The sequence below is a fragment of the Mesorhizobium sp. ES1-6 genome (genome assembly GCF_020164775.1).
Lineage (GTDB): Bacteria > Pseudomonadota > Alphaproteobacteria > Rhizobiales > Rhizobiaceae > Mesorhizobium.
On sequence record NZ_JAIUGU010000004.1, the window covers coordinates 278,392 to 301,201 of the forward strand.

General features: G+C 65.2%; 19 protein-coding genes. 5 read left to right on the forward strand and 14 right to left on the reverse strand.

Going from position 1 to position 22,810, the window contains the following annotated elements:
- The first annotated feature begins 107 nt into the window (after positions 1 to 107).
- Together LB564_RS13365 and LB564_RS13370 are read left to right on the forward strand one after the other, a co-directional pair.
- On the forward strand, positions 108 to 1,256 hold the full coding sequence (locus tag LB564_RS13365) for a Gfo/Idh/MocA family protein (protein WP_224538323.1): 1,149 nt from the start codon (positions 108 to 110) through the stop codon (positions 1,254 to 1,256).
- 20 nt (positions 1,257 to 1,276) lie between these two features.
- Positions 1,277 to 2,227: an alpha/beta hydrolase gene (locus LB564_RS13370; protein WP_224538325.1), complete on the forward strand. Its 951-nt coding sequence runs from the start codon at positions 1,277 to 1,279 to the stop codon at positions 2,225 to 2,227.
- On the opposite strand, the gene LB564_RS13375 is transcribed toward LB564_RS13370, so the two are convergent.
- On the reverse strand, positions 2,215 to 3,249 hold the full coding sequence (locus LB564_RS13375) for a LacI family DNA-binding transcriptional regulator (RefSeq protein WP_224538327.1): 1,035 nt from the start codon (positions 3,247 to 3,249) through the stop codon (positions 2,215 to 2,217). The genes LB564_RS13370 and LB564_RS13375 overlap by 13 nt on opposite strands.
- Before the next feature lie 247 nt (positions 3,250 to 3,496).
- On the opposite strand from LB564_RS13375, the gene LB564_RS13380 reads away from it, so the two are divergent.
- Both LB564_RS13380 and LB564_RS13385 read left to right on the forward strand, forming a co-directional pair.
- Positions 3,497 to 4,450 carry a sugar kinase gene (locus LB564_RS13380; RefSeq protein ID WP_224538329.1) on the forward strand — a complete coding sequence of 318 codons (954 nt, stop codon included), beginning with the start codon at positions 3,497 to 3,499 and terminating at the stop codon, positions 4,448 to 4,450.
- Positions 4,447 to 5,730, forward strand: coding sequence for a D-tagatose-bisphosphate aldolase, class II, non-catalytic subunit (locus tag LB564_RS13385; protein WP_224538330.1), 1,284 nt, complete (start codon positions 4,447 to 4,449; stop codon positions 5,728 to 5,730). The genes LB564_RS13380 and LB564_RS13385 overlap by 4 nt, the downstream gene beginning before the upstream one ends.
- Positions 5,731 to 5,739: 9 nt before the next feature.
- On the opposite strand, the gene LB564_RS13390 is transcribed toward LB564_RS13385, so the two are convergent.
- The 11 genes from LB564_RS13390 to LB564_RS13440 all read right to left on the reverse strand — a co-directional run bounded on the left by LB564_RS13390 (position 5,740) and on the right by LB564_RS13440 (position 19,654).
- Complete coding sequence (locus tag LB564_RS13390) at positions 5,740 to 7,254, reverse strand: zinc-binding dehydrogenase (RefSeq protein ID WP_224538332.1); 1,515 nt, start codon at positions 7,252 to 7,254, stop codon at positions 5,740 to 5,742.
- A 9-nt stretch (positions 7,255 to 7,263) separates the two neighbouring features.
- Complete coding sequence (locus LB564_RS13395) at positions 7,264 to 7,701, reverse strand: SRPBCC family protein (protein WP_224538334.1); 438 nt, start codon at positions 7,699 to 7,701, stop codon at positions 7,264 to 7,266.
- 255 nt (positions 7,702 to 7,956) lie between these two features.
- On the reverse strand, positions 7,957 to 10,143 hold the full coding sequence (locus LB564_RS13400; RefSeq protein ID WP_224538336.1) for a flotillin domain-containing protein: 2,187 nt from the start codon (positions 10,141 to 10,143) through the stop codon (positions 7,957 to 7,959).
- Positions 10,144 to 10,232: 89 nt separating this feature from the next.
- Positions 10,233 to 12,449: an ABC transporter permease gene (locus LB564_RS13405; protein WP_224538338.1), complete on the reverse strand. Its 2,217-nt coding sequence runs from the start codon at positions 12,447 to 12,449 to the stop codon at positions 10,233 to 10,235.
- Positions 12,442 to 13,227: an ABC transporter ATP-binding protein gene (locus tag LB564_RS13410; RefSeq protein ID WP_224538340.1), complete on the reverse strand. Its 786-nt coding sequence runs from the start codon at positions 13,225 to 13,227 to the stop codon at positions 12,442 to 12,444. Before LB564_RS13410 ends, LB564_RS13405 begins: the two co-directional genes overlap by 8 nt.
- Before the next feature lie 25 nt (positions 13,228 to 13,252).
- A complete protein-coding gene (locus LB564_RS13415) occupies positions 13,253 to 14,500 on the reverse strand; it encodes an ABC transporter substrate-binding protein (protein WP_224538342.1) in 1,248 nt (415 codons plus the stop codon).
- Positions 14,501 to 14,553: 53 nt separating this feature from the next.
- Positions 14,554 to 15,579 (reverse strand): branched-chain amino acid ABC transporter permease, encoded by a 1,026-nt coding sequence (locus LB564_RS13420; RefSeq protein ID WP_224538344.1) that lies wholly within the window; start codon positions 15,577 to 15,579, stop codon positions 14,554 to 14,556.
- Positions 15,576 to 16,622 carry a branched-chain amino acid ABC transporter permease gene (locus tag LB564_RS13425; protein ID WP_224538346.1) on the reverse strand — a complete coding sequence of 349 codons (1,047 nt, stop codon included), beginning with the start codon at positions 16,620 to 16,622 and terminating at the stop codon, positions 15,576 to 15,578. Before LB564_RS13425 ends, LB564_RS13420 begins: the two co-directional genes overlap by 4 nt.
- Positions 16,619 to 17,947 (reverse strand): metal-dependent hydrolase family protein, encoded by a 1,329-nt coding sequence (locus LB564_RS13430; protein WP_140705462.1) that lies wholly within the window; start codon positions 17,945 to 17,947, stop codon positions 16,619 to 16,621. The genes LB564_RS13425 and LB564_RS13430 overlap by 4 nt, the downstream gene beginning before the upstream one ends.
- Positions 17,948 to 17,999: 52 nt before the next feature.
- A complete protein-coding gene (locus LB564_RS13435) occupies positions 18,000 to 18,779 on the reverse strand; it encodes an alpha/beta fold hydrolase (RefSeq protein WP_140705460.1) in 780 nt (259 codons plus the stop codon).
- On the reverse strand, positions 18,776 to 19,654 hold the full coding sequence (locus tag LB564_RS13440) for a fumarylacetoacetate hydrolase family protein (protein WP_140705458.1): 879 nt from the start codon (positions 19,652 to 19,654) through the stop codon (positions 18,776 to 18,778). Before LB564_RS13440 ends, LB564_RS13435 begins: the two co-directional genes overlap by 4 nt.
- Before the next feature lie 222 nt (positions 19,655 to 19,876).
- Between LB564_RS13440 and LB564_RS13445 the strand changes: the two genes are divergently transcribed.
- Positions 19,877 to 20,548, forward strand: coding sequence for a FadR/GntR family transcriptional regulator (locus LB564_RS13445; RefSeq protein WP_224538348.1), 672 nt, complete (start codon positions 19,877 to 19,879; stop codon positions 20,546 to 20,548).
- Positions 20,549 to 20,578: 30 nt separating this feature from the next.
- On the opposite strand, the gene pobA is transcribed toward LB564_RS13445, so the two are convergent.
- Together pobA and LB564_RS13455 are read right to left on the reverse strand one after the other, a co-directional pair.
- Positions 20,579 to 21,751, reverse strand: coding sequence for a 4-hydroxybenzoate 3-monooxygenase (pobA, locus tag LB564_RS13450; RefSeq protein ID WP_224538351.1), 1,173 nt, complete (start codon positions 21,749 to 21,751; stop codon positions 20,579 to 20,581).
- Positions 21,751 to 22,803 carry a 3-carboxy-cis,cis-muconate cycloisomerase gene (locus LB564_RS13455; protein WP_224538352.1) on the reverse strand — a complete coding sequence of 351 codons (1,053 nt, stop codon included), beginning with the start codon at positions 22,801 to 22,803 and terminating at the stop codon, positions 21,751 to 21,753. The genes pobA and LB564_RS13455 overlap by 1 nt, the downstream gene beginning before the upstream one ends.
- Between the last annotated feature and the right edge of the window lie 7 nt (positions 22,804 to 22,810).

Below are 22,810 nucleotides of genomic sequence, written 5' to 3' on the forward strand. Positions count from 1 at the left end.
TTACGCGCGTCAATATTTAAAATGTTGTATAGCGACTTCGAAAATGATCCGGCATCGTCGCGACGGATCGGGCAGGCCCGTGAGCGTATTGGGAGGTACAACAGGAAATGCAGGCGAAATCAGAGGCCAAACTCGGCATTGGCGTCGTCGGGTGCGGCAACATCTCGATGACCTATCTGCGCAACGCCGCGCTGTTTGGCGGGGTCGAGCTTCGCGCCTGCGCCGACATCTCGGCCGAAATGGCGGCGCTGCGAGCCAAGGAATATGGCATCCGTGCCCTTGGCGTCGATGCGCTGCTGGCCGACCCCGAGATCGACCTCGTCCTCAACCTGACCATTCCGGCGGCGCATTTCGATATTTCGATTTCAGCCCTGTCGGCGGGAAAGCATGTCTTCACCGAAAAGCCCCTGGCGACGTCGGCCAGCGACGGGCGCCGCCTGGTGGCGGAGGCGGCGAAGCGCGGCGTGCTACTCGGCTCGGCTCCCGACACCTTCCTTGGTGCAGCCGGACGCAGAGCGCGCCGCCTGATGGACGAAGGCGCGATCGGCCGCCCGGTCAGCGGCACCGCCTTCATGATGGGACGCGGCATGGAACACTGGCATCCCAATCCGCAATTCTACTACCAGCCTGGCGGCGGTCCGGTGTTCGACATGGGGCCCTACTACCTGACCATGCTGGTCAACCTACTCGGCCCGGTCGCGCGCGTCATGGCGATGGCGACGAAGGGCCAGGAGGAACGGTTGATATCGGCCGAAGGGCCGTTCAAGAACACGACGTTCAAGGTCGGCACCCCGACCAATGTGCTGTCGCTGCTCGAATTCCGCTCCGGCGCCACCGTCACCTTCGGCGCCTCGTGGGACGTCTTCAGGCATTCCAACCATCCGATCGAAGTGCACGGCACGGAAGGTTCGCTGCGCCTGCCCGACCCGGACACGTTCGGCGGCACCGTCTCGCTGTCCGAACGCGGCGCGGACTGGAAGGATTTCGCCAGCGAAGGCGAACTCTACGGCGCCCGCAACTGGCCTTACGCCGCGCCCGACCGCGCCAATTACCGCATGCTCGGGGTCGCCGATCTCGTGCGCTCCCTAGAGACGGGAGCAGCGCCGCGTGCGTCGGGCAATCTGGCGCTGCATGTGCTGGAGATCATGGAAGCGATTCTGCGGTCGGGCGAGACGAAAAGCTCGGTCGCCATTGCCGGTGACGTCGTCCAGCCGGCCCTGCTCGGCGAAGACGAGGCGCGCGCCTTGCTCGCCTGATCCCCGTGGCGGAGATGACGATGACACTCGATCCGGACGCGCTACGCATCCTCGAAATCGCCCGGGCCGCCTGCGGCGAGCCGTTCGAGAATGGCAGCGTGGCGGCGGCGCGGGCCGCCTACAACGCTTCTTTCCCGACGCAGCAAGGCGAGCACGAGCCGGTGGCGGCGACTTCGCAACAGCAGATCGACGGGCCGAACGGCCTGGTGACGATCCGCATCCATCGCGGCATCGGCGCGCCACGCTCTGGCGCGCGCGCCGTGCTCTATCTGCATGGCGGCGGCTGGGTGATCGGCAATCTCTCCTCGCATGACGAGATCTGCCGCTGGCTGGCCAATCTCGGCAATACCGTCATCGTCTGTCCCGACTACCGGCTGGCGCCGGAGCACAAGTTTCCCGCCGGGCTCGAGGATTGCGCGGCGGCGCTGCGCTTCATGGCCGGGAATGCCGGAGACCTTGGCATCGACCCTGCCCGCATCGCCGTTGCCGGCGACAGTGCCGGCGGCAACCTTGCCGCCGTTTTGGCGCTGCTTGCCCGCGACGGGCTAGCGCCGCCGCTTGCCGCCCAGATCCTGATCTATCCCAACACCGATGCCCGCCAGACGGCGGACAGCTACCGACGGTTCGGTGACGGCTTCGGCCTCACCGCCGCCACCATGGCCTGGTTCCGCGACCACTATGTGCGGACGCCCGACGACATCGCGGACTGGCGCGTTTCGCCGCTGCTGGCCTCCAGCCTTGCCGGCGTGGCGCCGGCTTTTGTCGTGACAGCCGGGCACGACATCCTTGCCGACGAAGGCACGGCCTATGCCGAGCGCCTGCGCGCCGACGCAGTGCCACTGGTGTTGCGGCACTGGCCGGGTCAGATCCATGGCTTCGTCTCGATGGGCCGCCACATCCTGGCCGCGCGGCAAGCGGTGAGCGAGGCGGCGGCCTGGCTCCAGCTGCGGACGCGTGCTCAGGCCGACTGACGCATCACCAGGGTCGCGCCGAGCTTGACGTTGCGCGCCAGATCCTGGCCGGGCGGATCGGCCTCGTCCAGCAGTGCCAGCAGGATCTCGACGCTGCGGCCGGCCATGGCGGCGAAATCCTGCGCCATGGTGGTCAGCGCGGGACAGGTGTAGCGGCTCAGCGGATGATCGTCATGGGCGGCGACACGGAAGTCGCAATCGGGCCGGCGGCCGATCTTCAGCCCGCGCGAAAAGGCGGCCGACATCACGCCGAAGGCGAGACGGTCATTGGCGCACAGCAGCGTGCGGGCCGGCAGGCCGCCTTTCTCGAGCGTCCTGTCCATCCATTCATGGCCGATGCGCTCGAAATCCCAGTTATAGTCGCCCGCCGACTTGAGAACGACAGGCTCCAGGCCCGCGGCCTGCATCGTGTCGATATAGCTCTGCAGGCGTTCGCCCGAATTGTGGTTGACGTGCGGAATGTCGACATAGACCGGGGGCTCGCCGGACCGGCAGAGATAGTCGACGATGGTCGAGGTGCTCTGGTGGTTGTCATTGCCGACGAACGGCGTGTCACCTTCGATGTAAGTATCGAAATAGACGATCGGGATGTCCTCGCTCATTCGCTCGAAGACGCCGGGCTCGGAAACCCGCCCCAAGGGGGCGACAATGGCGCCGGCGACCTTCAGCGACATCAGCGTCCTGACCGATTCCGCCTCCAGTTTCGGCGAGCCGTGCGAGGAAATGACGATGGGCCAAAACCCTTCATCGCGGCAGCGCAGTTCGATGCGGCTGACCATCTCGGCGTAGAACGGATCGGCGATCGTCGGCACGACGATGCCGACATTGCGGGTGCGCTTGCGGTTGAGATTGCGGGCAAAAACATTCGGCTGATAGTCCGAGGAACGAAGCGCGGCCTCGATGCGTGCCCGCGTCGCCGGCTTCACGCTGGCCGGATCGTCGAAATATTTCGACAGGGTCGGCCGCGATACGCCGGACGCCCTGGCGAAATCATCCATCGTCCGGTGGGTCTTCTCCGCCATCGATATTTCAGGCCCCTTTACCCTCAACGCCAGCCGAACTCTGGCCAGAATCAGCCTTGCGACCGTCGCGATGAGGCAGCATTGCTTGACCGAACTTGTTCAGTCAAATTTCCATGTTTCCATTACATCGCAAAAGAATTGCGCACGTCAAATTATTTATTGACGCTCTGAAAATCACAACTTAGGTTTTGAACTCGCACGGACATGGAGAGCGTACGGCAACCAGAGTCCGGCAGATGGTGAGGACATGAAGAAACTGGTTTGCGCCGGCGAGATCCTGGTCGAGATCATGGCCGAGCGGATCGGCCAGAGTTTTCGCGCTCCTGGCCCGCTGGTCGGCCCGTTTCCATCAGGCGCCCCCGCCATCTTCATCGACCAGGCGGCGCGGCTCGGGCAGCCGGCAGGGCTGATCGCGGCGGTGGGCGACGACGATTTCGGTCATTTGAACATCGAGCGCCTGCGCGCCGATGGCGCCGACATCTCGGCCATCAAGGTCCACCAGGGTGCCGCGACCGGAACCGCTTTCGTCACCTATGAGGCCGATGGCAGCCGGCACTTCGTCTACAACATCAAGCAGAGTGCCGCCGGACTGATCGAGATCGGCGCGGAAGCGCGCGCGCTGCTGGCCGGTGCCGACCATTTCCACGTCATGGGCACATCGCTGTTCTCGCCCGAGGTGATCGAGGTTGCCCGCAACGGGATCGAGGCGGTCAAGGCACGCGGCGGCACGGTCTCCTTCGATCCCAACATCCGCAAGGAGATGCTCGATCTGCCGGGCATGCGCGACGCGCTGCATTTCGTGCTCTCGAAAACCGATGTGTTCCTGCCGAGCGGGCCGGAACTCTTCACCTTCGCCGAGGCAACCGACGAGGAAACCGCGGCGCGCGAAATGCTGGACCGCGGCATCTCCGCCGTGGTCGTCAAGAAGGGCGCGCAGGGCGCCGTCCACTACGACCGGTCAGGGCGCACCGCTTCACCCGGCTTCGTCGTCGAGGAAATCGATCCGACCGGCGCCGGAGACTGTTTCGCGGCGGCCTTCGTCTCCTTCTGGCTGCGTGGAGAAGCGCCTGTGAGGGCGCTAGAGATCGCCAATGGCTGCGGCGCGCTGGCGGTGACGAAGAAAGGCCCGATGGAAGGCATCGCCTCGCTCGCCACCGTCGAGGCGTTCATTGCGACCGCCACGACCGGAGCACCGGCATGAGCCAGGCGACCGACAGGCTGGCCGCCATAGCAAAGCGTCGTGCGGCCGGCGAACGCGCCGGCATCGCCTCGATCTGCTCGGCCCATCCGCTGGTCATCGAAGCAACACTGCGCCATGGCAAGGCGCGCGGTGTCGACGTGCTGATCGAGGCCACCTGCAATCAGGTCAACCACGAGGGCGGCTATACCGGCATGACGCCAGGCGATTTCCGCCGCTTCGTCGAGACGATCGCCGGCAAGGCCGGCTTTCCCCTGGACAGGCTGGTGCTCGGCGGCGACCATCTCGGTCCCAATCCGTGGAAGCATCTGCCGGCGCCAGAGGCCATGGAAAGGGCATCGCGCATGGTGGATGCCTATGCCGAAGCCGGATTCACCAAGATCCATCTGGATGCCAGCATGGGCTGCGCCGGCGAAGGTGCCGCGCCTCCCGACGCCACGATTGCCGCGCGCGCCGCCGACCTAGCCGGAGTGGCGGAGGCCGCGGTTGAACGAACAGGCGGCGCCAGGCCTGTCTATGTCATCGGCACCGAAGTGCCTGTGCCGGGCGGCGCACAGGAGGCGATGGACCATCTGACGGTGACGTCTCCGGAAGCGGCACGTGAGACGGTACGCATCCATCAGCAGGCCTTTGGCCAGCGAGGCCTCGACACCGCCTTCTCGCGGGCGATCGGCGTCGTGGTGCAGCCGGGTGTCGAGTTCGGCAATGCCGAGGTGATCGCCTATCGCCCGGAACGCGCCCGGGCGCTGGCCGGCACACTGCGAGACCTGCCGCAATTCGTCTTCGAGGCGCACTCGACCGACTACCAGCCGATCGGAGCGCTGAGCGCTCTGGTCGATGACGGTTTCGCCATCCTCAAGGTCGGGCCGTGGCTGACCTTCGCGCTGCGCGAGGCGCTTTACGGGCTGAGCCACATCGCCGACATTCTGGTTCCCGACCCGGGGCGTGAGAACCTGCCGGCGGCGATGGAGCGCGCCATGCTGGCCGCACCGGGCAACTGGAAGAACTACTATCACGGCTCCGAGGCCGAGCAGCGGATCGAACGCCATTTCTCCTACAGCGACCGCATCCGCTATTACTGGCCGGCGCCGGCGGCGCGGCAGGCCGTGGACGCACTGATGCTGGCGTTGGGCGAGCGCGATATCCCCTCACCTCTGGTCGGCCAGTATCTCGGCCGTCTCGACGGCGTGGTGGCGAGCGGATCCGTCGCGCCAAAAGCCAGGGAACTCCTGATTGCAGCCGTGACGGATGTTCTCGACATCTATAGCAGCGCAACCGGCTGATCCCGACAGTTACGCCCGTGGCACCAGAACCAGGGCACCTGTGGTGCGGCGCAATTCCAGATCGCGGTGCGCGTCGGCGGCGTTGGCAAGGGCGTAGCGGGTCGGCGCCTCGACCCTGACCGCGCCCTGGCGCAGCGCCTGGAAAAAACTGGTGACATGCGGCGCGAGCTTTTCCGGCGTGTCGGTGTAGTGGGCATAGTTGGGGCGCGAAACCGTGATCGATTTCGAGGCGAAGCGGCCGATGTCCCAATTGCCGACCGGCCCGGAAGCCTGGCCGAAACTGACGAGATGGCCGCGCACTGCAAGCGCCGCCAGAGAGCCGGCGAACGTGTCGTTGCCGACCGCGTCATAGGCGATGTCGGCACCCCTGCCACCGGTCAACCGCATGACCGCCTCGGCGAAATTTTCGCGGGAATAGACGATCACATGATGCGCGCCGAGCCGCTCGACGATGCGCGCCTTGTCGTCGCTCGACACGGTGGCGATGACCGTCGCGCCGAGATGGCGCGCCCACTGCACCAGCAACTGGCCGATGCCACCGGCGGCGGCGTGGATGAGGACGATGTCGCCGCGCTTCACGGCATGGACATCGTGCAGCAGAAAACTCGCGGTGACGCCCTTGAGCAGGCCGGCGGCGGCGGTCTCGTCCGGGATATCGTCGGAGAGCCGAACCAGCAGTTCGGGCGCCATGTTGCGCCGTTCGCTGTAGGCGCCGACGGGCGGACAGGCATAGGCGATACGGTCGCCGATCGAGAAACCCGTTACCGCTGGACCAACCGCTTCGATGATGCCGGCCGCTTCCATGCCCGGCACGCCGGGTGGCTGCAGCAGGTCGAAGAAGCCGGTGCGGCAGTAGACGTCGATGAAATTGACTCCGATCACCGTGTGACGGATCCGCACCTCGTCCGGCGCCGGCGGCGGCAGGGCGATGTCCCTGGGCTGCAACTCCTCCGGTCCTCCGTAACGCTCGACGACGATCGCGCGGGTCGTTTCGGCAGCCTTTGCGGCAACGCGCGGCGCGCTCGCTGATGAAGCCGGCGCGACGCTGGCCGGCAACGGCCTCGCCTCAACCGGCGCGCCGGCGTTGCGCCGCCGCAGAAGAGCGCGCACCGCCGCGAAGCCCGCCTGATAGATGCCTTCGGTGACCAGCCTGACCAGTTCGTCGCGGCGATGTGGCGGCGGGTGGAATTCGGAACGCCATTCCCAGAAAGTGGCGTCGCCATCGGTCACCGGCTTCAGTCGCAGCGAGGCGACATAGCCCATCAGCGGTAGCGGCGCTTCGAGCAGGCAATAGCTCAGCCGCCGGTCCTTGTCGGACAGCGCCAGCAATTGCTCGCGCAACTCGCCGCCGTCGTTCAGCCTGAAGTGGCGCACCGAGCCTACCGCATCGACCGGCTCGCCGCCCTCGATCTCGCTGAAGGCAATCGCCGGGTGCCAGCGCTCATGGCCGTTGAAATCGCGCAGGATCGCCCAGACCTCGTCGATCGGCGCATCGATGATGGTGCTCTGGCAGACCCTGACCATCGGCCGGCGTCAGCGCCCGAACCGGTATTTCAGCGCGGTCAAGGCGGTCTGGAACACGCCATTGCCGATCTGCTGCATCAAGGTCGCCTCACGGTCCGGCGCGCAGTCGAACTCCGCCTGCCATTCGGCGAGCGTCAGATTGCCGTCGGTGATCGGCGTCAGCGAAAGCGTGGCGACGTAGTTCTCCACCGCCATCGGGCTTTCCAGGATCGCATAGCTGCAGGAGAGGTCGTAATCGGACAGCGCCAGCAGCCTTTCACGGATGCGCCCGCCATCCCTGAGCGTGAAACTCCTGATGCAGCCGATCTGGTCGGCCTGCGCATTCTGTTCGATGCGGCTTTCGACGACGAAGGGCGCCCAGTTTGGCAATGCGTTGAAGTTGCGGACAAGCTTCCAGACCTCCGCCGCCGGTGCGGGGATGACGGAGGAGACATAGATCTTTGTCATGCTTGCTGGCCAAGGATGCAACGATAGAGGCCGCACTTGGGTGCACCTCGGCTGTTGACGCCAGCGCCGCCCCTCATTGTCCTGCCGGACATTTCTCCCCGTATAGTGACGGGGACAAAGGGGCTGGCCGCAGCCTCGGCGCCAATCTCGCAACGTTGGTGATTTGCGAAATCGTCGATGACCGCGTCCCTCTCCCCGTCTCTATACGGGGAGAGGATGCCGGCAGGCAGGTGAGGGGCAGCGCCGACGTTCACCTCAATGGTCGCGGTCGTCATCGTCGTCCTTGGCGGGTTTGCCCTTGCCCTTCTTGTCGCGGGTCAGGCTGGAAATGTCCTTGGCGTCGCGCAGCACGTCGGTCATGCGGCCGAGCGAGCCGCCTTCGATGCCGATCTCCTTCATCAGATTGTCGATCATCGGCGCCTGCACCCGGTAGCGCAGCGCGGAGTCGATGACCTCATCGGTGACGTTGCGGTTGCCGCCCTGCCCGCCATTGATGCCGTCGACATGCAGGATCTTGATGCCGTCGATCTTCTCCATCGGTTTGACGCTTTCGCGGATGATGCCTTCCATATGGTCGAGCAGCTTGCCGCGCAGACGGCCGGCGCGTGCCTCGCTGGACAACAGGTTCTCGGCCTCGTTGAGCTGGCGGTTGCCGGCGGCGTCGACTTCGTAACGCTGTGCCGCGGCAAGGGCGTGGATCTTCTCCGCTTCCGCCGATGCCAGTGCCGCGATCTTCTGCGCTTCCGCCAGACTCTTGGCCGCCTTCATCTCGGCATCGGCAGCGGATGTGATGCGCAAAGCTTCGCGCTCGGCCTCGCGCTGCGCGCCGATCAGGTCGGTCAGCTTGCGGCGCTCGGCGATTTCGCGTTCGCGGGCGGTGAAGGCCTGTTCCTCCGCCTGGACCGCCTTGGCGCGCACGGCTTCGGAAGCCGCGATGGCCGAAGACCGCTCCTGCGTCTTCTTGGCGATGTCGATCGCCTTCTGGATCTCGGCGATTTCGATCTTCTGGTCGCGGTCGACGCCAAGCTGGCGGATGTCGCGTTCCTTGATCAGACGGGCTTCCTCGATGCCGCGCTCGGTGGTGATGCGGGCGCGCTCGACCTCTTCGCTGGCCGAAATCTCGGCTTCCTCGAAGGCCTGGCGCTTAGCGATCTGCAGCGCCTCCAGATGGCGCTCGCGTTCAACCCTAACCTCGTCGACGGCGCGCTCGTGGGCGATGCGGGCCGTCTCCGTCGCCTGGTTTTCGACGATCTCGGCGCGGCGCTTTTCCGCTTCGGCCCGGGTCACTTCCAGCGCCTTTTCGGCCAGTGCGATCTGGCGTTCCAGCTCGGCGACCTCGAGCAGTTTCTTGCGTTCGACCTCGAGTTCGCGCTGCGTGCCTTCGCGTTCGATGCGAGCTTTCTCCAGCGACAGTTCGAGCGCGATCTGTTCGCGCTCTGTCAGTTCGCGCATCTTCATCTCGGTCTCGTCGAGCGAGCGGCGGCGCGCGATCTCACGGCGCTGCGTCTCTTCCTCGCTGTTGATCCGCTCCTGCGTGATGTTGCGCTCCTGGTTGAGGCGCGATTTCTCGACCGCCTCGCGCGAGGAAAGCTGCGCCTGTTCCGATTCCTGGTCGCGCAACGCGCGCTCGATGGCGAGTTCCGAGCGCTGGGCTGCGCGACGAATCTCGACCTCGCGCTCCTGTTCGAGGCGCGCATATTCGGTGTCGCGGTCGATCTCCAGCACCTTGCGCTGGGTGTCGAGGTTCTGGTTGCGGATGTCGACCAGCGTGCGTTGCTCGATCTCGTTGCGCATCCGGCGCCGGGTCTCGATCGATTCGGTCAATTGCGTCAGGCCCTCGGCGTCGAAGGCGTTGGAGGGGTCGAAATATTCAAGGCTGGTCTGGTCGAGGTCGACGATGGCGACGCTTTCCAGTTCGAGACCGTTGGCGGCCAGCGATTCCTCGGCCAGCCGGCGCACCTTGGCGGCATAGTCGCCGCGCAGTTCGTGCATTTCTTCCAGCGTCATCTGGGCGGCGACGGTGCGCAGGGCGCCGGCGAATTTGCCTTCCAGCAATTCGCGCAAGCTGTCCGGCTGCAGCGTGCGGCGGCCGAGCGTCTGCGCGGCGGCGGCGACCAGTTCGCGATGCGCGCCGACGCGAACAAAGAACTCGGCGATCAGGTCGACGCGCATGCGGTTCCTGGTGATCAGCGCCAGCCCGTCCTCGCGGCGCACCTCGATGCGCAGCACGTTCATGTTGACCGGGGTGATCTCATGCAGCACCGGGATGACGAAGGCGCCGCCATTTACCACCACCTTCTCGCCCATGAAGCCGGTGCGCACGAACGCCGTCTCCTTGGTCGAGCGGCGATAGAGCCAGCGCAAGATGTAGACGGCGATCACCACGACGACCGCGGCAATGATCAACCACAACAGGAAAGCGCCAAAGGTCTGCGCGTCCATGATCTATCCTCCCCAAGACAATGCGGTCGGCCAGAGGCGACCGGCAGCAAACTCAAACATCCACCCGCGCGGTGGCGAAGTCCAATTCTTCATGCCCGCCTCCGCAGCTTCGGCGTAATGGCGTGGAACGCGGAAATCACCGCATCGACAAAGGCGGCGTCATTGATGTTGGCCCTCACCCGCTCGACATTACGTTGCGGCGTCTGGCGCACCGTCTTCTCGATCGCCTCGAACAGAGCGTTGTCGGCGTCGGGATCATGAAAGGGCTGGCCCGGCGCATCGAGCATCGAGACGCCGCCTTCCGGCAGCAAGAAGCGCACCGGGCCGTTCATGGCGTTGAGCCGCGCGCCGATCCATTCGCCGATCGCGCGGTTCTCGTCGCGCGTCGTGCGCATCAGCGTCACATTGGGATTGTGGATGACGAATTTGCGGCCGCGGAACTTCTCCGGCACGCTGTCGCGCGGACCGAAATTGACCATGTCGAGCGCGCCGGCCGAGCCGACATAGGGCAGCCCGGTGCGGATCGCCGCACCGAACCGATCCTGCGTCGCCGGGAAGACGCCGCCGACGATCATGTCGGCGACTTCCGTCGTGGTGAGATCTAGGAAGGCCGACAGCAGCCGGGAATCGCCGAGGTTTTCCATGGCGCGCCCGCCAATGCCGGTGGCATGGAAGACAAGGCAGTCGTAATCGGCCTCAAGGCGTCTGGTCACCGCCTGCACGGCAGGCGTGGTGACGCCGAACATGGTGATGCCGACGGCCGGCCGCGCCAGCTTGCGTTTGGCTTCCCAGGCTTCGGCATTGGGCAATTGCGCGACCATGCCGGCCATGGCGTGCGCGGCGTTGGACAGGACCTGTTCGGTGATCGAATTCAGCCCCTGCACATCGGCGACCGAGTGGAACATCATGATATCGGCGCCGCCGACATATTGGGCGACATCGCCGGCCGCCACCGTCGACACCATCAGCTTGGGGATGCCGACAGGCAGCACGCGCATACCCGCGGTCGCCAGCGTGGTACCGCCGGAGCCGCCGGCGGAAATCACGCCGCCGATGCGCGGCTCGCGCTCGATCCAGCGCGCGAAGGCTTCCGCCATGGCGCTGACCGAGCCGCCGCGATCATTGGTGAAGACGGCGGATGATCCGCGCACATGCATGCCGGCGACCTGCATGGCCGGCACGTCGGCGCTGGTCGGTTTTCCCGAGGTCGACAGGTCGATGGTGCGGACTGGCAGCCCCAGCGCCTTCAGCCGGTCGGCCATGAAGCGCAGTTCCTTGCCCTTGGTGTCGAAGGTGCCGACGACCAGCACGGTCCTGCCGATACGCTCGGCAAAGGGAATGGCGAAGATTTTTTTCGCATCGTCCTGCGGGGCGGTCTTGTCGACCGCCGCCTGGCGCAATTCGGTGACCGGGACGTTCCAGCGGTTGGGCAGTTCGGTGACCGGGCGGTAGATGCCGTTTTGAGGCATCGACTCGCCCGATGCGGCGCCGGTGCGGTCGACGCGATAGACTTCCGCCAGTTGTTCCCTGGCCTGCGCGGCTTCCGCCGGCGTGACGGGCGCCTCCTCGGCGTGGCGGCCGACGCCGAGCAGCCGCTGCTGCAATTCGCGATCGGCGGCAAGCGCCTTGGCCTCCATCAGCCGGTTGATGCGGCCGTTGACCATGATGGCGACCTGGTTCGACACCGAGGTCGCCACGCCGATGTTCTGCTCGATGACCAGCACCGCCATCTCGCCCTCGGCGGCGAGATCGACCAGCATTTTTTCGACCTGATCGACGATGACCGGCGCCAGCCCCTCCGTCGGCTCGTCCATGACCAGCAGTTTGGGATCGCTCAGCAGCGCGCGCGAAATCGCCAGCATCTGCTGCTCGCCGCCCGACAGCTGCGAGCCGCCGTTTGTGCGGCGCTCGGCCAGGCGCGGAAAGGTCTGGTAGACGCGCTCGACCGTCCAGGAGGCGTCGCGGCGGCTACCGGCCGCGAGCCGCAGATGCTCGTCGACGGTCAGGCTAGGCCAGACGCGGCGCCCCTGCGGCACATAGCCGACGCCGAGACGGTGAATCTCGTGTGGCTCGAGCGCGGTGATTTCGCGTCCGTCGACGCGGATTGACCCCGACTTCGCCCGCTTCAGGCCGACGATGGTGTTGCAGAGCGTCGACTTGCCCATGCCGTTGCGGCCGACCACCGACAGCACACCGCTTTCCAGCGTCAGCGAAACGCCCTGCAGCGCATGGCTTTCGCCATAAAAGACCTGCAGGTCTTCTATGCGCAGGATTGCCTTGGCGATTTTCCCGGGACGCTCAGCCATGCTTGCCCCCGAGATAGATCTCCTGCACCTCGGGATCGGCCTCGATCTCCCGTGGCGTGCCTTCCTTGAACAGGCGGCCATTGTGCATCATCGAGACATATTCCGAGACGCGCAGCGCCACATCGAGATCGTGCTCGATGATGATGTAGCCGATGTGTTTCGGCAGCGCGTTGAGGATGGCGACAAGGTCGCGGCGCTCAGTCGGCGACAGGCCCGCCGCCGGCTCGTCGAACAGGATGAAGCGCGGCGCGCCGGCGAGAGCCAGCGCAATCTCCAGCTGCCGCTGCTGGCCATGGCTCAGCGTCGCCACCAGCGTGTCGCGATAGGTTTCCAGATGCACGGCGTTGAGGATCGATTCCGCCTGCGCCATGTTGACGTCCGATGCCGCCGGCCGCAGCAACGAGAACCGCCGGCGCGAGACGCCACGGCAGGCGAGAAAAATGGAATCGAGGACCGACAGGCCCTTGAACAATTGCGATATCTGATAGGTGCGGCGCAGGCCACGCCGGATGCGTTCATGCGGCGGCAGGTCGGTGATGTCCTCGCCGAAAAAGCGGATCCGCCCTGACGTCGGCATGAAGTCGCCGGTCACGGCGTTGAACAGCGTCGTCTTGCCGGCGCCGTTGGAGCCGAGGACCGCGCGCCGTTCGCCGGCCGCGATCCTCATGGTGATGCCCGAGAGCGCCACCAGCGCCCCGAAGTGCCGCGCCACGCCATCGAGCTCCAGCGCATAGGCGCCGGTGCTCTGAAGACGGTTTGCTGCGAGGCTTTCGGTCACTGGCGGCTGCATTCGATATCGGCTGTTACGGGCAGCTCGGATTGTCGCGGTTGACCGCGCCGAGCTTCATGAACTCGTCTTCGGGAATGCCGAGCGTCTGGTTGACCTGCGGCACGACCTTGACCAGCTTGTTGAGGAGATTGCCGTCCGAACCCTCGGTGACTTCGGTCAGGAAGATGTCGGCGATGGCGTTGCGGTTCTTGTCGAGCGACACCTTGCCGGTCGGCGTATCGAAGGAGAGCTTCGACAGCGCGTCGCGCAACTTCTTGCCGCCGTCGGAGACATCGCCGCCGACCTGGTCGAGACCGAGCAATGTCGCCTTCATGTCGACATAGTAGCCATGGGCGAAGAGCGAGGGCGACGGAAAGGCGCCGGGCTGCTTCTTGTAGGCCTCGACGAATGCCTTCCAGGCCGGCGCGTCATTGGTGTCAGCGGTTGGTCCGGCCGACGGCGTGCCCTTGAGCACGTCTTTCAACTTGCCCTTCGAGGTCAGCACCGTCTGGTCGACGGTGATCGAGCCGCCGATCAGCGGCGCGGTGCCGCCACCCTGCTGGTACTGGGTCAGGAAATTGACGGCGTCGGCGCCGCCTAGCGCGACATAGATCGCGTCGACATCCTCGGGAATGGCGGCTATGACCGACGAAAAATCCTTGTTGCCGATCGGCACCCATGACTTCGACGGCACATGGCCGCCGGCCTTGCAGAACTCGGCCATGAAGCCGAACACCTGCGTGTAGGGGAAGGAGTAATCCTCGGCGACGGTGGCGACCTTCTTGTAGCCCTTGTCCTTGAAGGCGTAGGTGCCGAGGCCGGCCATCCACTGGGCGCCGTCGGTGGAGAAGCGGAAGAAGTTTTCCGCCGGATCGCGCAAAGTCGTGTCCTGCGCGGCCGAGGTGCCGTTGATGAAGGTCACGTTTGGCTGCGTCTTGGCGTAGTCCTTGACGGCGATGCCTTCGTCGCCCGACAGCGGGCCGACCAGCACCTTGACGCCGTCCTGCTCGACCAGCTTGCGCGCCGCGCGCACGGCGCTGTCAGGCGAGGCGTCGGACGAGCCCTTGACGATCTCGATCTTCTTGCCGGCGACGGTGCCGTTCATCTCGGCAACCGCGGTCATGGCGCCACGCTCGCCATCTTCGCCGAGCACGGTGAACGGTCCCTCGAAAGTGGCGAGCAGGCCGATCTTGATGGTGTCGTCGGCGGCCAGCGCCATCGACGGCGCGGTCAGCCCGGTGAACACCGCCAGCGCCAGTAAGGTACGTCTATGCATCCTCATGTTTTTTCCTCCCGTTGATTTGGTTTTGCAGTGGTTTGTTCGTCCCGGTTTTTTTACGGTCCGGGACGCAAGGACTCCTGGGCAAGATGTGGCTTGATCCTCCCCCACAACCCAAGAATTCCGTCCGGTGAGACGAAGACGATTATCAGGAACACCATGCCAATCAGCGTGTTGAAGCGCTCGGCGCCGACGATGTCGATGGCGAAGGTCTGCATCAGCACGACGACGAGCGCGCCGAGGAACGGCCCGATCGGATGGCGCAGGCCGCCGATGACGGCGATGATCAGCACGTCGATCGCCGCATCGACACCGATGGTGCCGGGCGAGACGCGGCCGTTGAACCAGACCAGAAGCACACCGGCCAGACCTGCGATGACGCCGGAAAGCAGCCAGGCGAACACCTTGTGCGCGGTGACATGGTAGCCCAGTGCGCGCATGCGGCGGGGGTTGTCGCGGATCGCCTGCAACGTCATGCCGAAGGTCGACCGCGAACCGTAGAGCACCGCCGCGTAGGACAGCACCGCCAGGCCGAGGCAGAGATAGTAGAAGGGCTTGGCGTCGCGCCAGCCTATGCCCCAGAAGGCCGGCGCGCGGATGCCGGCATAGCCGGAATGGCCATTGAAAATGGCGTAGTTCTGCTGGGCGAAATAGTAGGTCGCGGTGGCGATCGCCAGCGTGATCATGATCGTGTAGATGCCCTCGGTGCGCACCGAGATCCAGCCGATCAGCGCCGAAGCCAGCGCCGCCGCGAGAACGGCGAATGGCACCGCCAGCCACCACGGCCAGCCGAAACCTAAAATGTTGGAATTGTTGTTGCCGAGTATGGCGATTGCGTAGGCCGATATGCCGGCGACGGTGATCTGCGCCAGGCTGACCATGCCGCCATAGCCGGCGAGCAGCATAAGCGAGAGGCCCAGCATGCCGAAGATCAGCGAATATCCACCGATCTGGGTCAGGAAGAAGTCCGACGCCACGAGCGGGTACAGCACCAGCGCGACGCCAAGGATGACGTGGCCGGCGCCGAGCTTCTCCAGCCAGTTCCGCTGCGTCGTGCCGTCCGTGGCGATGGCGAAGCTCATCTTGCCTTCCCCATGATGCCTTGCGGCCTGACCGCGAGCGTCACCACCATGATGACGAAGGTGAGGACGATGCCGTAGGTGGGGAAATAGACGAGGCCGATCTGCTCGGCGAGGCCGATAAGCAGCGCGCCGATGGCCGCGCCCGTGATCGAGCCCATGCCGCCGACGATGACCACGACCAGCGACGCCAGGAGATAGCGCACGTCCTCGCCCGGCGCGACCGACAGCGCCGAACCGCCGACGACGCCGGCAAAGCCGGCAAGGCCCGCCCCGACGGCAAAGACGATGGCGAACACCGCGTGCACGTTGACGCCTGAGGCCTGCAGCATGGCGCGGTCGTCGACGCCGGCTCGGATCATCATGCCGACGCGGGTCTTGTGCAGCATCAGCCAGAGGCCGACGCCGATGACGATCGCCGCCGCCAGCACGACGACGCGGTAGAGCGGATAGGTGAGGAAGACCGAGGCGCCGTTGGACCGCACCGCCGTGATGACAGGCAAGGTCAAGGCGCCATCGAGCCATTCCGGGGTGGTGATCTGGTAAGTGCCGCCGGCCCACACCGCCAGCATCAGGTCGGCGGCGACGATCGAGATGCCGATACTGACAAGCGTCTGGCGCAGATCGTCGCCTTCCAGCCGACGGAAGACGAAGACCTGCATGATGACGCCGACGACGGCCAGCACCGCGAAGCCGGCGGCGACTCCGAGCAGCCAGTAGCCGGTGCGGTTGGTGACCTCGTAGCCGATATAGGCGCCGAGCAGATAGAGCGAGCCATGCGCCAGATTGACGTTGCGCATCAGGCCGAAGATCAGAGTGAAGCCCGAGGCGACGAGGAAGTAGAGGCCGGCCAGCGTAATGCCGTTGAGGATGGCGCTGACGAAAGCCTTCTTGGAAATCAGGATGGCGTTCAGCCAATCGGGCCAGACGGCGAAGACCAGCCATGCGACGATCGCTGCGGCCAGCAGACCGACAAGGCCCCAGGCCTGCCGGCCCGTGATGCCGCCGCTTGAGAGCGTCTGAGATGGCCGGTCGAGCAGGCTCATGCAGTCAGCCGCCGGCGCTGCTCGTTCATGCGCGGCGCCTTGTGGAACTTGCCGTCCTTCATGATGGCGAGGATGCGATTCTTGTCCTGCAGGATGCGGACATCGGAGATCGGGTCGCCGTCGATGAGCAGGATATCGGCGAGATAGCCTTCCTTGATCAGGCCGAGTTCGTCGCCCATGTTCATGATCTGGCCGCCATATTTGGTGCCGGCCTGGATCGCTTCCATAGGCGAGAAGCCGAGCATTTCGACGAAGGTCTGGATGTCCTTGGCGTTGGTGCCTTGCGGCGTCCAGGCAAAGCCGTAGTCGCCGCCGATGCACACGCGGATGCCGCGCCGGTGCATCTTCTTCATCGTGTCGACGCACATTTCGAGTTCGCGCTCATATTCGAGCGAGAGCGGCGAGCCGGGCTTGATGCCCCATTGCTCGGCATGGCGGGCAGTGTTGATCAGCCAGGCGATGCCGGGCGCGACGAAATGCTTGTCCTTGACCGCCTCGAGCATGTCGAGCGCTTCCTCGTCGGCGAAGGAGGCGTGGTAGATGTTCTGGATGCCGTGGCGCACGCATTGCTTGACCGAGCCGGACGAACGCGCATGCGCCGAAAGCACCTTGTTGCGGCAGCGGGCTTCCGAGGCGGCCATGGCGACCTCCTCCTCCGACATTGGCGTTTCCTCGGCGCCCATACCGGTGATGCTTTCGCCCGACAGATTGAGCTTGATGGAGTCGACACCGTATTTGATCAGTTGGCGGACCGTGCGGCGGATTTCCTCCGGGCCGGAAACGACGAGGCCGAGGTTCAGCCCCTCATGCGGAATGTGCGACGGGGCGGAATCGCCGAGGCCGCCGACCGTGGTGATCTCAGGCCCGGCCGCGAGATAGCGCGGCCCGGGGAAGCGGCCCTGGTTGATGAATTTCTTGGCGACCACATCGAGGCGCGGCTTGGCGGCGGCCGCACCGCGCCCAGCGGTGAAGCCGGCGTCGAGCACCAGCTTGGCCATCTCCATGGTAACCAGCATGTGCTCCTCGACCTCCATCATCTGGATGGGGTCGATGCCGGGCGCGTTGTTCCACGACAGGTGCAGATGGGCGTCGATCATGCCCGGCATCAGCGTCGCGCCCATGCCGTCGATTACGGTTGCGCCGCCGCTGTAGGAGGACGACGAGGATGAGCCGAAGCGCGACGAACCCTTGGTGATCTGCTTGATGCGGTTGCCCTGCACCAGCACCTCGCCGGTGTAGGGATATTCACCTGTCGCGTCGAGCACGCGCACATTGGTGAACAGCGTGCCGGTCGAACCGTTTCCGTTCCAGCTGTCGTCTGCCATCACAAGCCTCCCAACTTGCCGAGCGCATGAGTTTACGCCCGATCTGAATTCCTCACCTATCAACCCGTCTCAAAAAATCGGCGAGCTTTTGATTGCTTTCGCGTGGGCTTTCCACCGTTGCCCAATGTCCGCACCGATCCAGCGACGAGAGCACGGCGCCCTTGATTTTATCGGCAAGCGCCTGGGCGACGCCGGGCGGATTGACGGTGTCGGCATCGCCGGTGACCAGCAGCGTCGGCGCAGAGATACGCCTGAGATCGACGGCGGTCGCCTTGGCCAGCGCCTCGCAGGTGCGGGCATAGGATTCCGGATCCTGGCGGGTGATCGATTCCCGCACGAAGGCGACGGCGGCCGGAGATGTCTCCCGCGTGTGTGCCGAGATGGCGTTGGCGACAATCTGGTCGGCTATGTCCGATATGCCGCCAGAGCGCGCCAGTTGCGCCCGCTTGCCCAGCCCTTGCCGCGTCGCCTCGGTCGGCTCCGCAAGGGCGCCGAACAACGCCAACGACCTGACCAGCGAAGGCTGCGCCGCCGCGATCTGCTGGCAAACGATGGTGCCCATCGAATGGCCGACGAAATGCGCCGTGGAAACGCCCATGCCGACCAAGGCACGGATCACCGCCTCGCTCATGCCTTCGATGGGGAGCGGCTCGATCGGGCGTAGCGAACGGCCGGAGCCCGGCAAATCGAGCCGGATGACGCGATAGGCCGACAATGCCGCCATCTGCGGCTGGAACATGTTCGAGGTGCCGCCAAGGCCGTGGATCATCACCACGGCGGCGCCGTCGCCCACTGTTTCGGCAACAACCTGGCCAACCGTCACCGTGGTCATCGTGCGTGCTCCGCGAAGCGGTTTTCCAGCGTGCCGATGCCATCGATCTCGATGCGCACGACGTCGCCGGCCTTGAGGTATTTCGGCGGATCGAAGCCGATGCCGACGCCGACCGGCGTGCCGGTGGCGATGATGTCGCCGGGCTTCAGCGTAATGCCTTGCGACAGCGTGGCGATGATGGTCGGGATATCGAAGATCAACAGCGATATGCGGGAGTCCTGGCGCAGATCCTCGTTGACGAAACACCTGATGCCGGCGGTCGCCAGGTCGAGCTCGTCCCTTGTCACCGCCCAGGGCCCCATCGGGCAGAACGTGTCCTGCGACTTGCCGATCAGCCACTGGCTGTATTTGCCCTGCAGATCGCGCGCGGTGACGTCGTTGACAATGGTGTAGCCCCAGACATGGTCGAGCGCGTTTTCCCTCGAAATGCCGCGCCCGCCCTTGCCGATGATGACGGCCAGTTCCGCCTCATAGTCGATGGCTGTCGAGACCGAAGGATCGATCAGCACGCTGGCATGGTTTGCGACCACCGATTCCGGCACTTTGGAAAAGATGATCGGGTGCTTGGGGACCGCGCCGGCGCCGGCGCTGGAATCGAAGCCCGAGCGGGCGAATTCGTGCGCGTGCTCGTGATAATTCTTGCCGACACAGAAAATGTTGCGGCGCGGCTGCGGGATCGGCGCCTCGATCTCGACCTGCGCCAGAGGGATCGGCGACAAGGTGCGCGGAACACCGGCGCCATTGCGCTCGATCAGCGCCAGGATGCCCGACCTGGCCTGGTCGACCGAAAAATCGAAAGGCGCGATAGTCTGGGCGTCGAGATCGACAAGGCCCACTCGGCGTTCGCCAGCGATCGAGAAAGTCGCGACCCGCATCCAGTTCCTCCCTGAACCAATGTTGAGCCAATTTCTTGCTCTTTTGTTACACGCTATCGTCGATTGGTTTAGGCCGCAAGCGGAATCTGAACTGGCGCCATCAAAAGAATCAAGAGCTGGAGGCATATGCCGCCTCACAATGGAGTGAGGGCCGGTCATGGACGGCAGCGCCGGAAGCTGCTATCGATGGTTCAATATTGGATCAGATAAAAGCGACCAGAAATGCCCAAGCTTGTCGCCAGTGACATCGCCACCGCGCTGAAGAAGCGGATATCTTCCGGCGAGTGGATCGAGAATGGCCGCATCCCGCCGGAGCGCGATCTGGCCAGGGAATTTGGCGTCGCGCGCAACACGATGCGGCGCGCCGTCTCCTTCCTCGAGGACGAAGGAACGGTGGTGCGCCATGTCGGGCGCGGCACCTTCCTGACCGCCACCAATCCGGCTTCGATGGCGGCGGTCGTCGGCCGCATGGAGGGCACCAGCCCGGCCGACATGATGGAAATCAGGCAGTTGCTCGAGCCGGCGGCGGCATCGTTCGCCGCCACCAACGCCAGCGCCATGGAGCTCAATGCGGTGCGCGAGGCGCACAGAATTGCCTGCGAAGCGCAGGACATGCCGACCTTCGAACACTGGGACGCCGAGTTCCACCACCGCATCTTCGCCTGCTCGCGCAACGAATTCCTCAAGGAGATCCACAATCTGATGCGCATCCTGCGCAATCAGGCACCGTGGTTCGAAATGAAGAAACGTTCCTTTTCCGAGGAGCGCCGCGGCATCTATTGCAGCGAACACCAGACGGTCCTGGATGTCCTGCTGCGCCGCGACCCCGAGAGCGCCAGCCAGGCCATGCTGGCGCATCTCAAAACCGTCGAGCGCAATCTTTTGGGACGGTGACCGCACCGGGAAGGCGCGGAATAGCTGCCTTCAATAGGGCAGGCCGACATAGTTCTCCGCCAACGCGGTCGATGCCGCGCGCGAGTGCACGAGGTAATCGAGCTCGGCCTCCTGGATGCGCTGGCCGAAATCGCCGGTGTCGGGAAAGCGATGCAGCATGGTCGTCATCCACCAGGAAAAGCGCACCGCCTTCCAGACCCGCGCCAGCGCCTTGCCCGAATAGGCGTCGATGCCGGCCATGGATTTTTCGCGGTAGAAGTCGCGCAAACCGGCAAAGAGATAGCGGACGTCGCTGGCGGCGAGGTTGAGACCTTTGGCGCCCGTCGGCGGCACGATGTGGGCGGCATCGCCAACCAGGAACAGCCGGCCGAAGCGCAGCGGCTCGGCAACGAAGGAGCGCAGCGGCGCGATCGACTTCTCGAAGGACGGCCCGGTGGTGACGCCTGCTGCCGTCCGCTCCGGCAAGCGGCGGCGCAGTTCATCCCAGAAGCGGTCGTCGGACCATGCCTCGACACGATCATCCTGTGGGCACTGCACGTAGTACCGGCTGCGATGCGTCGAGCGCATCGAGCACAGCGCGAAGCCCCGCTCATGGTTGGCGTAGACCAGTTCATGATCGGCCGGCGGCACTTCGGCCAGCACGCCGAGCCAGCCGAACGGATACTGCCGTTCGAAGGTTTTCAGCGCCCGCGCCGGGGCCGATTTGCGGCTGACGCCATGATAGCCGTCACAGCCGGCGATGAAGTCGCAGTCGATACGGTGAGTGATGCCGTCCTTCTCGTAGGTGACGAAAGGCGCGGCGCCGTCGAAATCGTGCAGCGCGACATTGGCTGCCTCATAGACGGTGACGAGCCCCGCCGCTTCGCGCTTGTCCATCAAATCATGCGTCACCTCGGTCTGGCCGTAGACGGTGACATGCTTGCCGCCGGTCAGCGCGAAAAGGTCGATGCGGTGCAGGCGGTCGTCGAAAGCGAGCGAGATGCCGGAATGCGGAAGGCCTTCGGCATGCAGGCGGTCCGCGGCGCCCGCTTCGCCAAGCAGGTCGACCGTGCCCTGTTCGAGCACGCCGGCGCGCACGCGGCCAAGCACGTGCTCGCGGCTCGACCGCTCGAGGATCACGGTCTCGACGCCTGTTGTGGCGAGCAATTGGCCGAGCAGCAGGCCGGACGGCCCCGAGCCAACGATCAGAACCTGGGTGCGCATCAGTGGCCGAGACTTTCGATCCGCGCGGCCAGTTCGGCGGCGAGCCGCAAGGATGCGGCCGTCGCGACGACCATCTGCGGCAGCAACAGCCATTCCAGCGTCCATGCAGCACCCGAGCGTTCCTGCTCATGCACCAGCGCCTGATGCATGCCGGAAAGCTGCGTGGCGTTGAAACGGGCAAGCGCCACCAGCGCCTCTGCCTTCACCGGGTTCAGCTTGTGCGGCATGGCCGACGAGCCACCGCCGCCGGATAGGGCGATGTCGGCGCCGCCTTGCGCCAGCAGCGCGATGTCCTGGCCGAACTTGCCGAGGCTGCCTGTCACCAGCGATAGCCAATTGGCGAAGTCGGCGAGCGCGTCACGCTGGCTGTGCCATTGCGACGCGTCGGCGAGACCCAGCTTCGCCGCAAGCGCAGCGCGTATCGCGGGCCCCTGGTCGCCAAGTTTTTCCAGCGTGCCGGCGGCACCGCCGAATTGCACGACGAGCAGGCGTGCCGATTGCTGTGACAGTCTTTCCTGATGCCGCTGCAGCGGTGCGCGCCAGGCATTGACGCGATCCGCCACCTTGATCGGGATTGCCGCCTGCATGCGCGTCATGCCGGTCAGTGCCCTGCCCCCGAAGCGGTCCTCCAGAGACACCAAACGTATGATGGTCTCGGTCAGCAGCAGGCTGAGATGCTCGACGACGGATTTCAGCCGCAGCACAAGGCTGGTGTCAATGACGTCCTGGCTGGTCGCGCCGAAATGAACCGAACCGCCATGTGGTTCGCCGACGGCCAGTTTGATCTGGCGCACCAGCTCCGGCACGACGACGCCATCCCTGGTGACGCCGGCGCGCAGCTTGCCGGTATCCGGCCGGAACGAGGCAATCGCCTTGACGATCGCCGCCGCGGCCTCTTGAGGAATGATGCCGCAGTCGGCCTCGGCTTCGGCCAACGCACGCTCGAAGGCGAGCATGGCGGCAATGTCGGCTTCCATCGAAAAATGCCGCGCCGCCTCCTCGTCGCCGAGCAGGCCCGAAAGCAGCGGATGGTCAAAGGGCGATACGGTCATGTCCTGC

What these genes read in the sequence shown, in the direction of transcription:
- LB564_RS13365 (WP_224538323.1), top strand. Translation starts at nt 108, where the DNA reads ATGCAGGCGAAATCAGAGGCCAAACTCGGCATTGGCGTCGTCGGGTGC.
- LB564_RS13370 (WP_224538325.1), top strand. Translation starts at nt 1,277, where the DNA reads ATGACACTCGATCCGGACGCGCTACGCATCCTCGAAATCGCCCGGGCC.
- LB564_RS13375 (WP_224538327.1), bottom strand. Translation starts at nt 3,249, where the DNA reads ATGGCGGAGAAGACCCACCGGACGATGGATGATTTCGCCAGGGCGTCC.
- LB564_RS13380 (WP_224538329.1), top strand. Translation starts at nt 3,497, where the DNA reads ATGAAGAAACTGGTTTGCGCCGGCGAGATCCTGGTCGAGATCATGGCC.
- LB564_RS13385 (WP_224538330.1), top strand. Translation starts at nt 4,447, where the DNA reads ATGAGCCAGGCGACCGACAGGCTGGCCGCCATAGCAAAGCGTCGTGCG.
- LB564_RS13390 (WP_224538332.1), bottom strand. Translation starts at nt 7,254, where the DNA reads ATGGTCAGGGTCTGCCAGAGCACCATCATCGATGCGCCGATCGACGAG.
- LB564_RS13395 (WP_224538334.1), bottom strand. Translation starts at nt 7,701, where the DNA reads ATGACAAAGATCTATGTCTCCTCCGTCATCCCCGCACCGGCGGCGGAG.
- LB564_RS13400 (WP_224538336.1), bottom strand. Translation starts at nt 10,143, where the DNA reads ATGGACGCGCAGACCTTTGGCGCTTTCCTGTTGTGGTTGATCATTGCC.
- LB564_RS13405 (WP_224538338.1), bottom strand. Translation starts at nt 12,449, where the DNA reads ATGGCTGAGCGTCCCGGGAAAATCGCCAAGGCAATCCTGCGCATAGAA.
- LB564_RS13415 (WP_224538342.1), bottom strand. Translation starts at nt 14,500, where the DNA reads ATGAGGATGCATAGACGTACCTTACTGGCGCTGGCGGTGTTCACCGGG.
- LB564_RS13420 (WP_224538344.1), bottom strand. Translation starts at nt 15,579, where the DNA reads ATGAGCTTCGCCATCGCCACGGACGGCACGACGCAGCGGAACTGGCTG.
- LB564_RS13425 (WP_224538346.1), bottom strand. Translation starts at nt 16,622, where the DNA reads ATGAGCCTGCTCGACCGGCCATCTCAGACGCTCTCAAGCGGCGGCATC.
- LB564_RS13430 (WP_140705462.1), bottom strand. Translation starts at nt 17,947, where the DNA reads ATGGCAGACGACAGCTGGAACGGAAACGGTTCGACCGGCACGCTGTTC.
- LB564_RS13435 (WP_140705460.1), bottom strand. Translation starts at nt 18,779, where the DNA reads ATGACCACGGTGACGGTTGGCCAGGTTGTTGCCGAAACAGTGGGCGAC.
- LB564_RS13440 (WP_140705458.1), bottom strand. Translation starts at nt 19,654, where the DNA reads ATGCGGGTCGCGACTTTCTCGATCGCTGGCGAACGCCGAGTGGGCCTT.
- LB564_RS13445 (WP_224538348.1), top strand. Translation starts at nt 19,877, where the DNA reads ATGCCCAAGCTTGTCGCCAGTGACATCGCCACCGCGCTGAAGAAGCGG.
- pobA (WP_224538351.1), bottom strand. Translation starts at nt 21,751, where the DNA reads ATGCGCACCCAGGTTCTGATCGTTGGCTCGGGGCCGTCCGGCCTGCTG.
- LB564_RS13455 (WP_224538352.1), bottom strand. Translation starts at nt 22,803, where the DNA reads ATGACCGTATCGCCCTTTGACCATCCGCTGCTTTCGGGCCTGCTCGGC.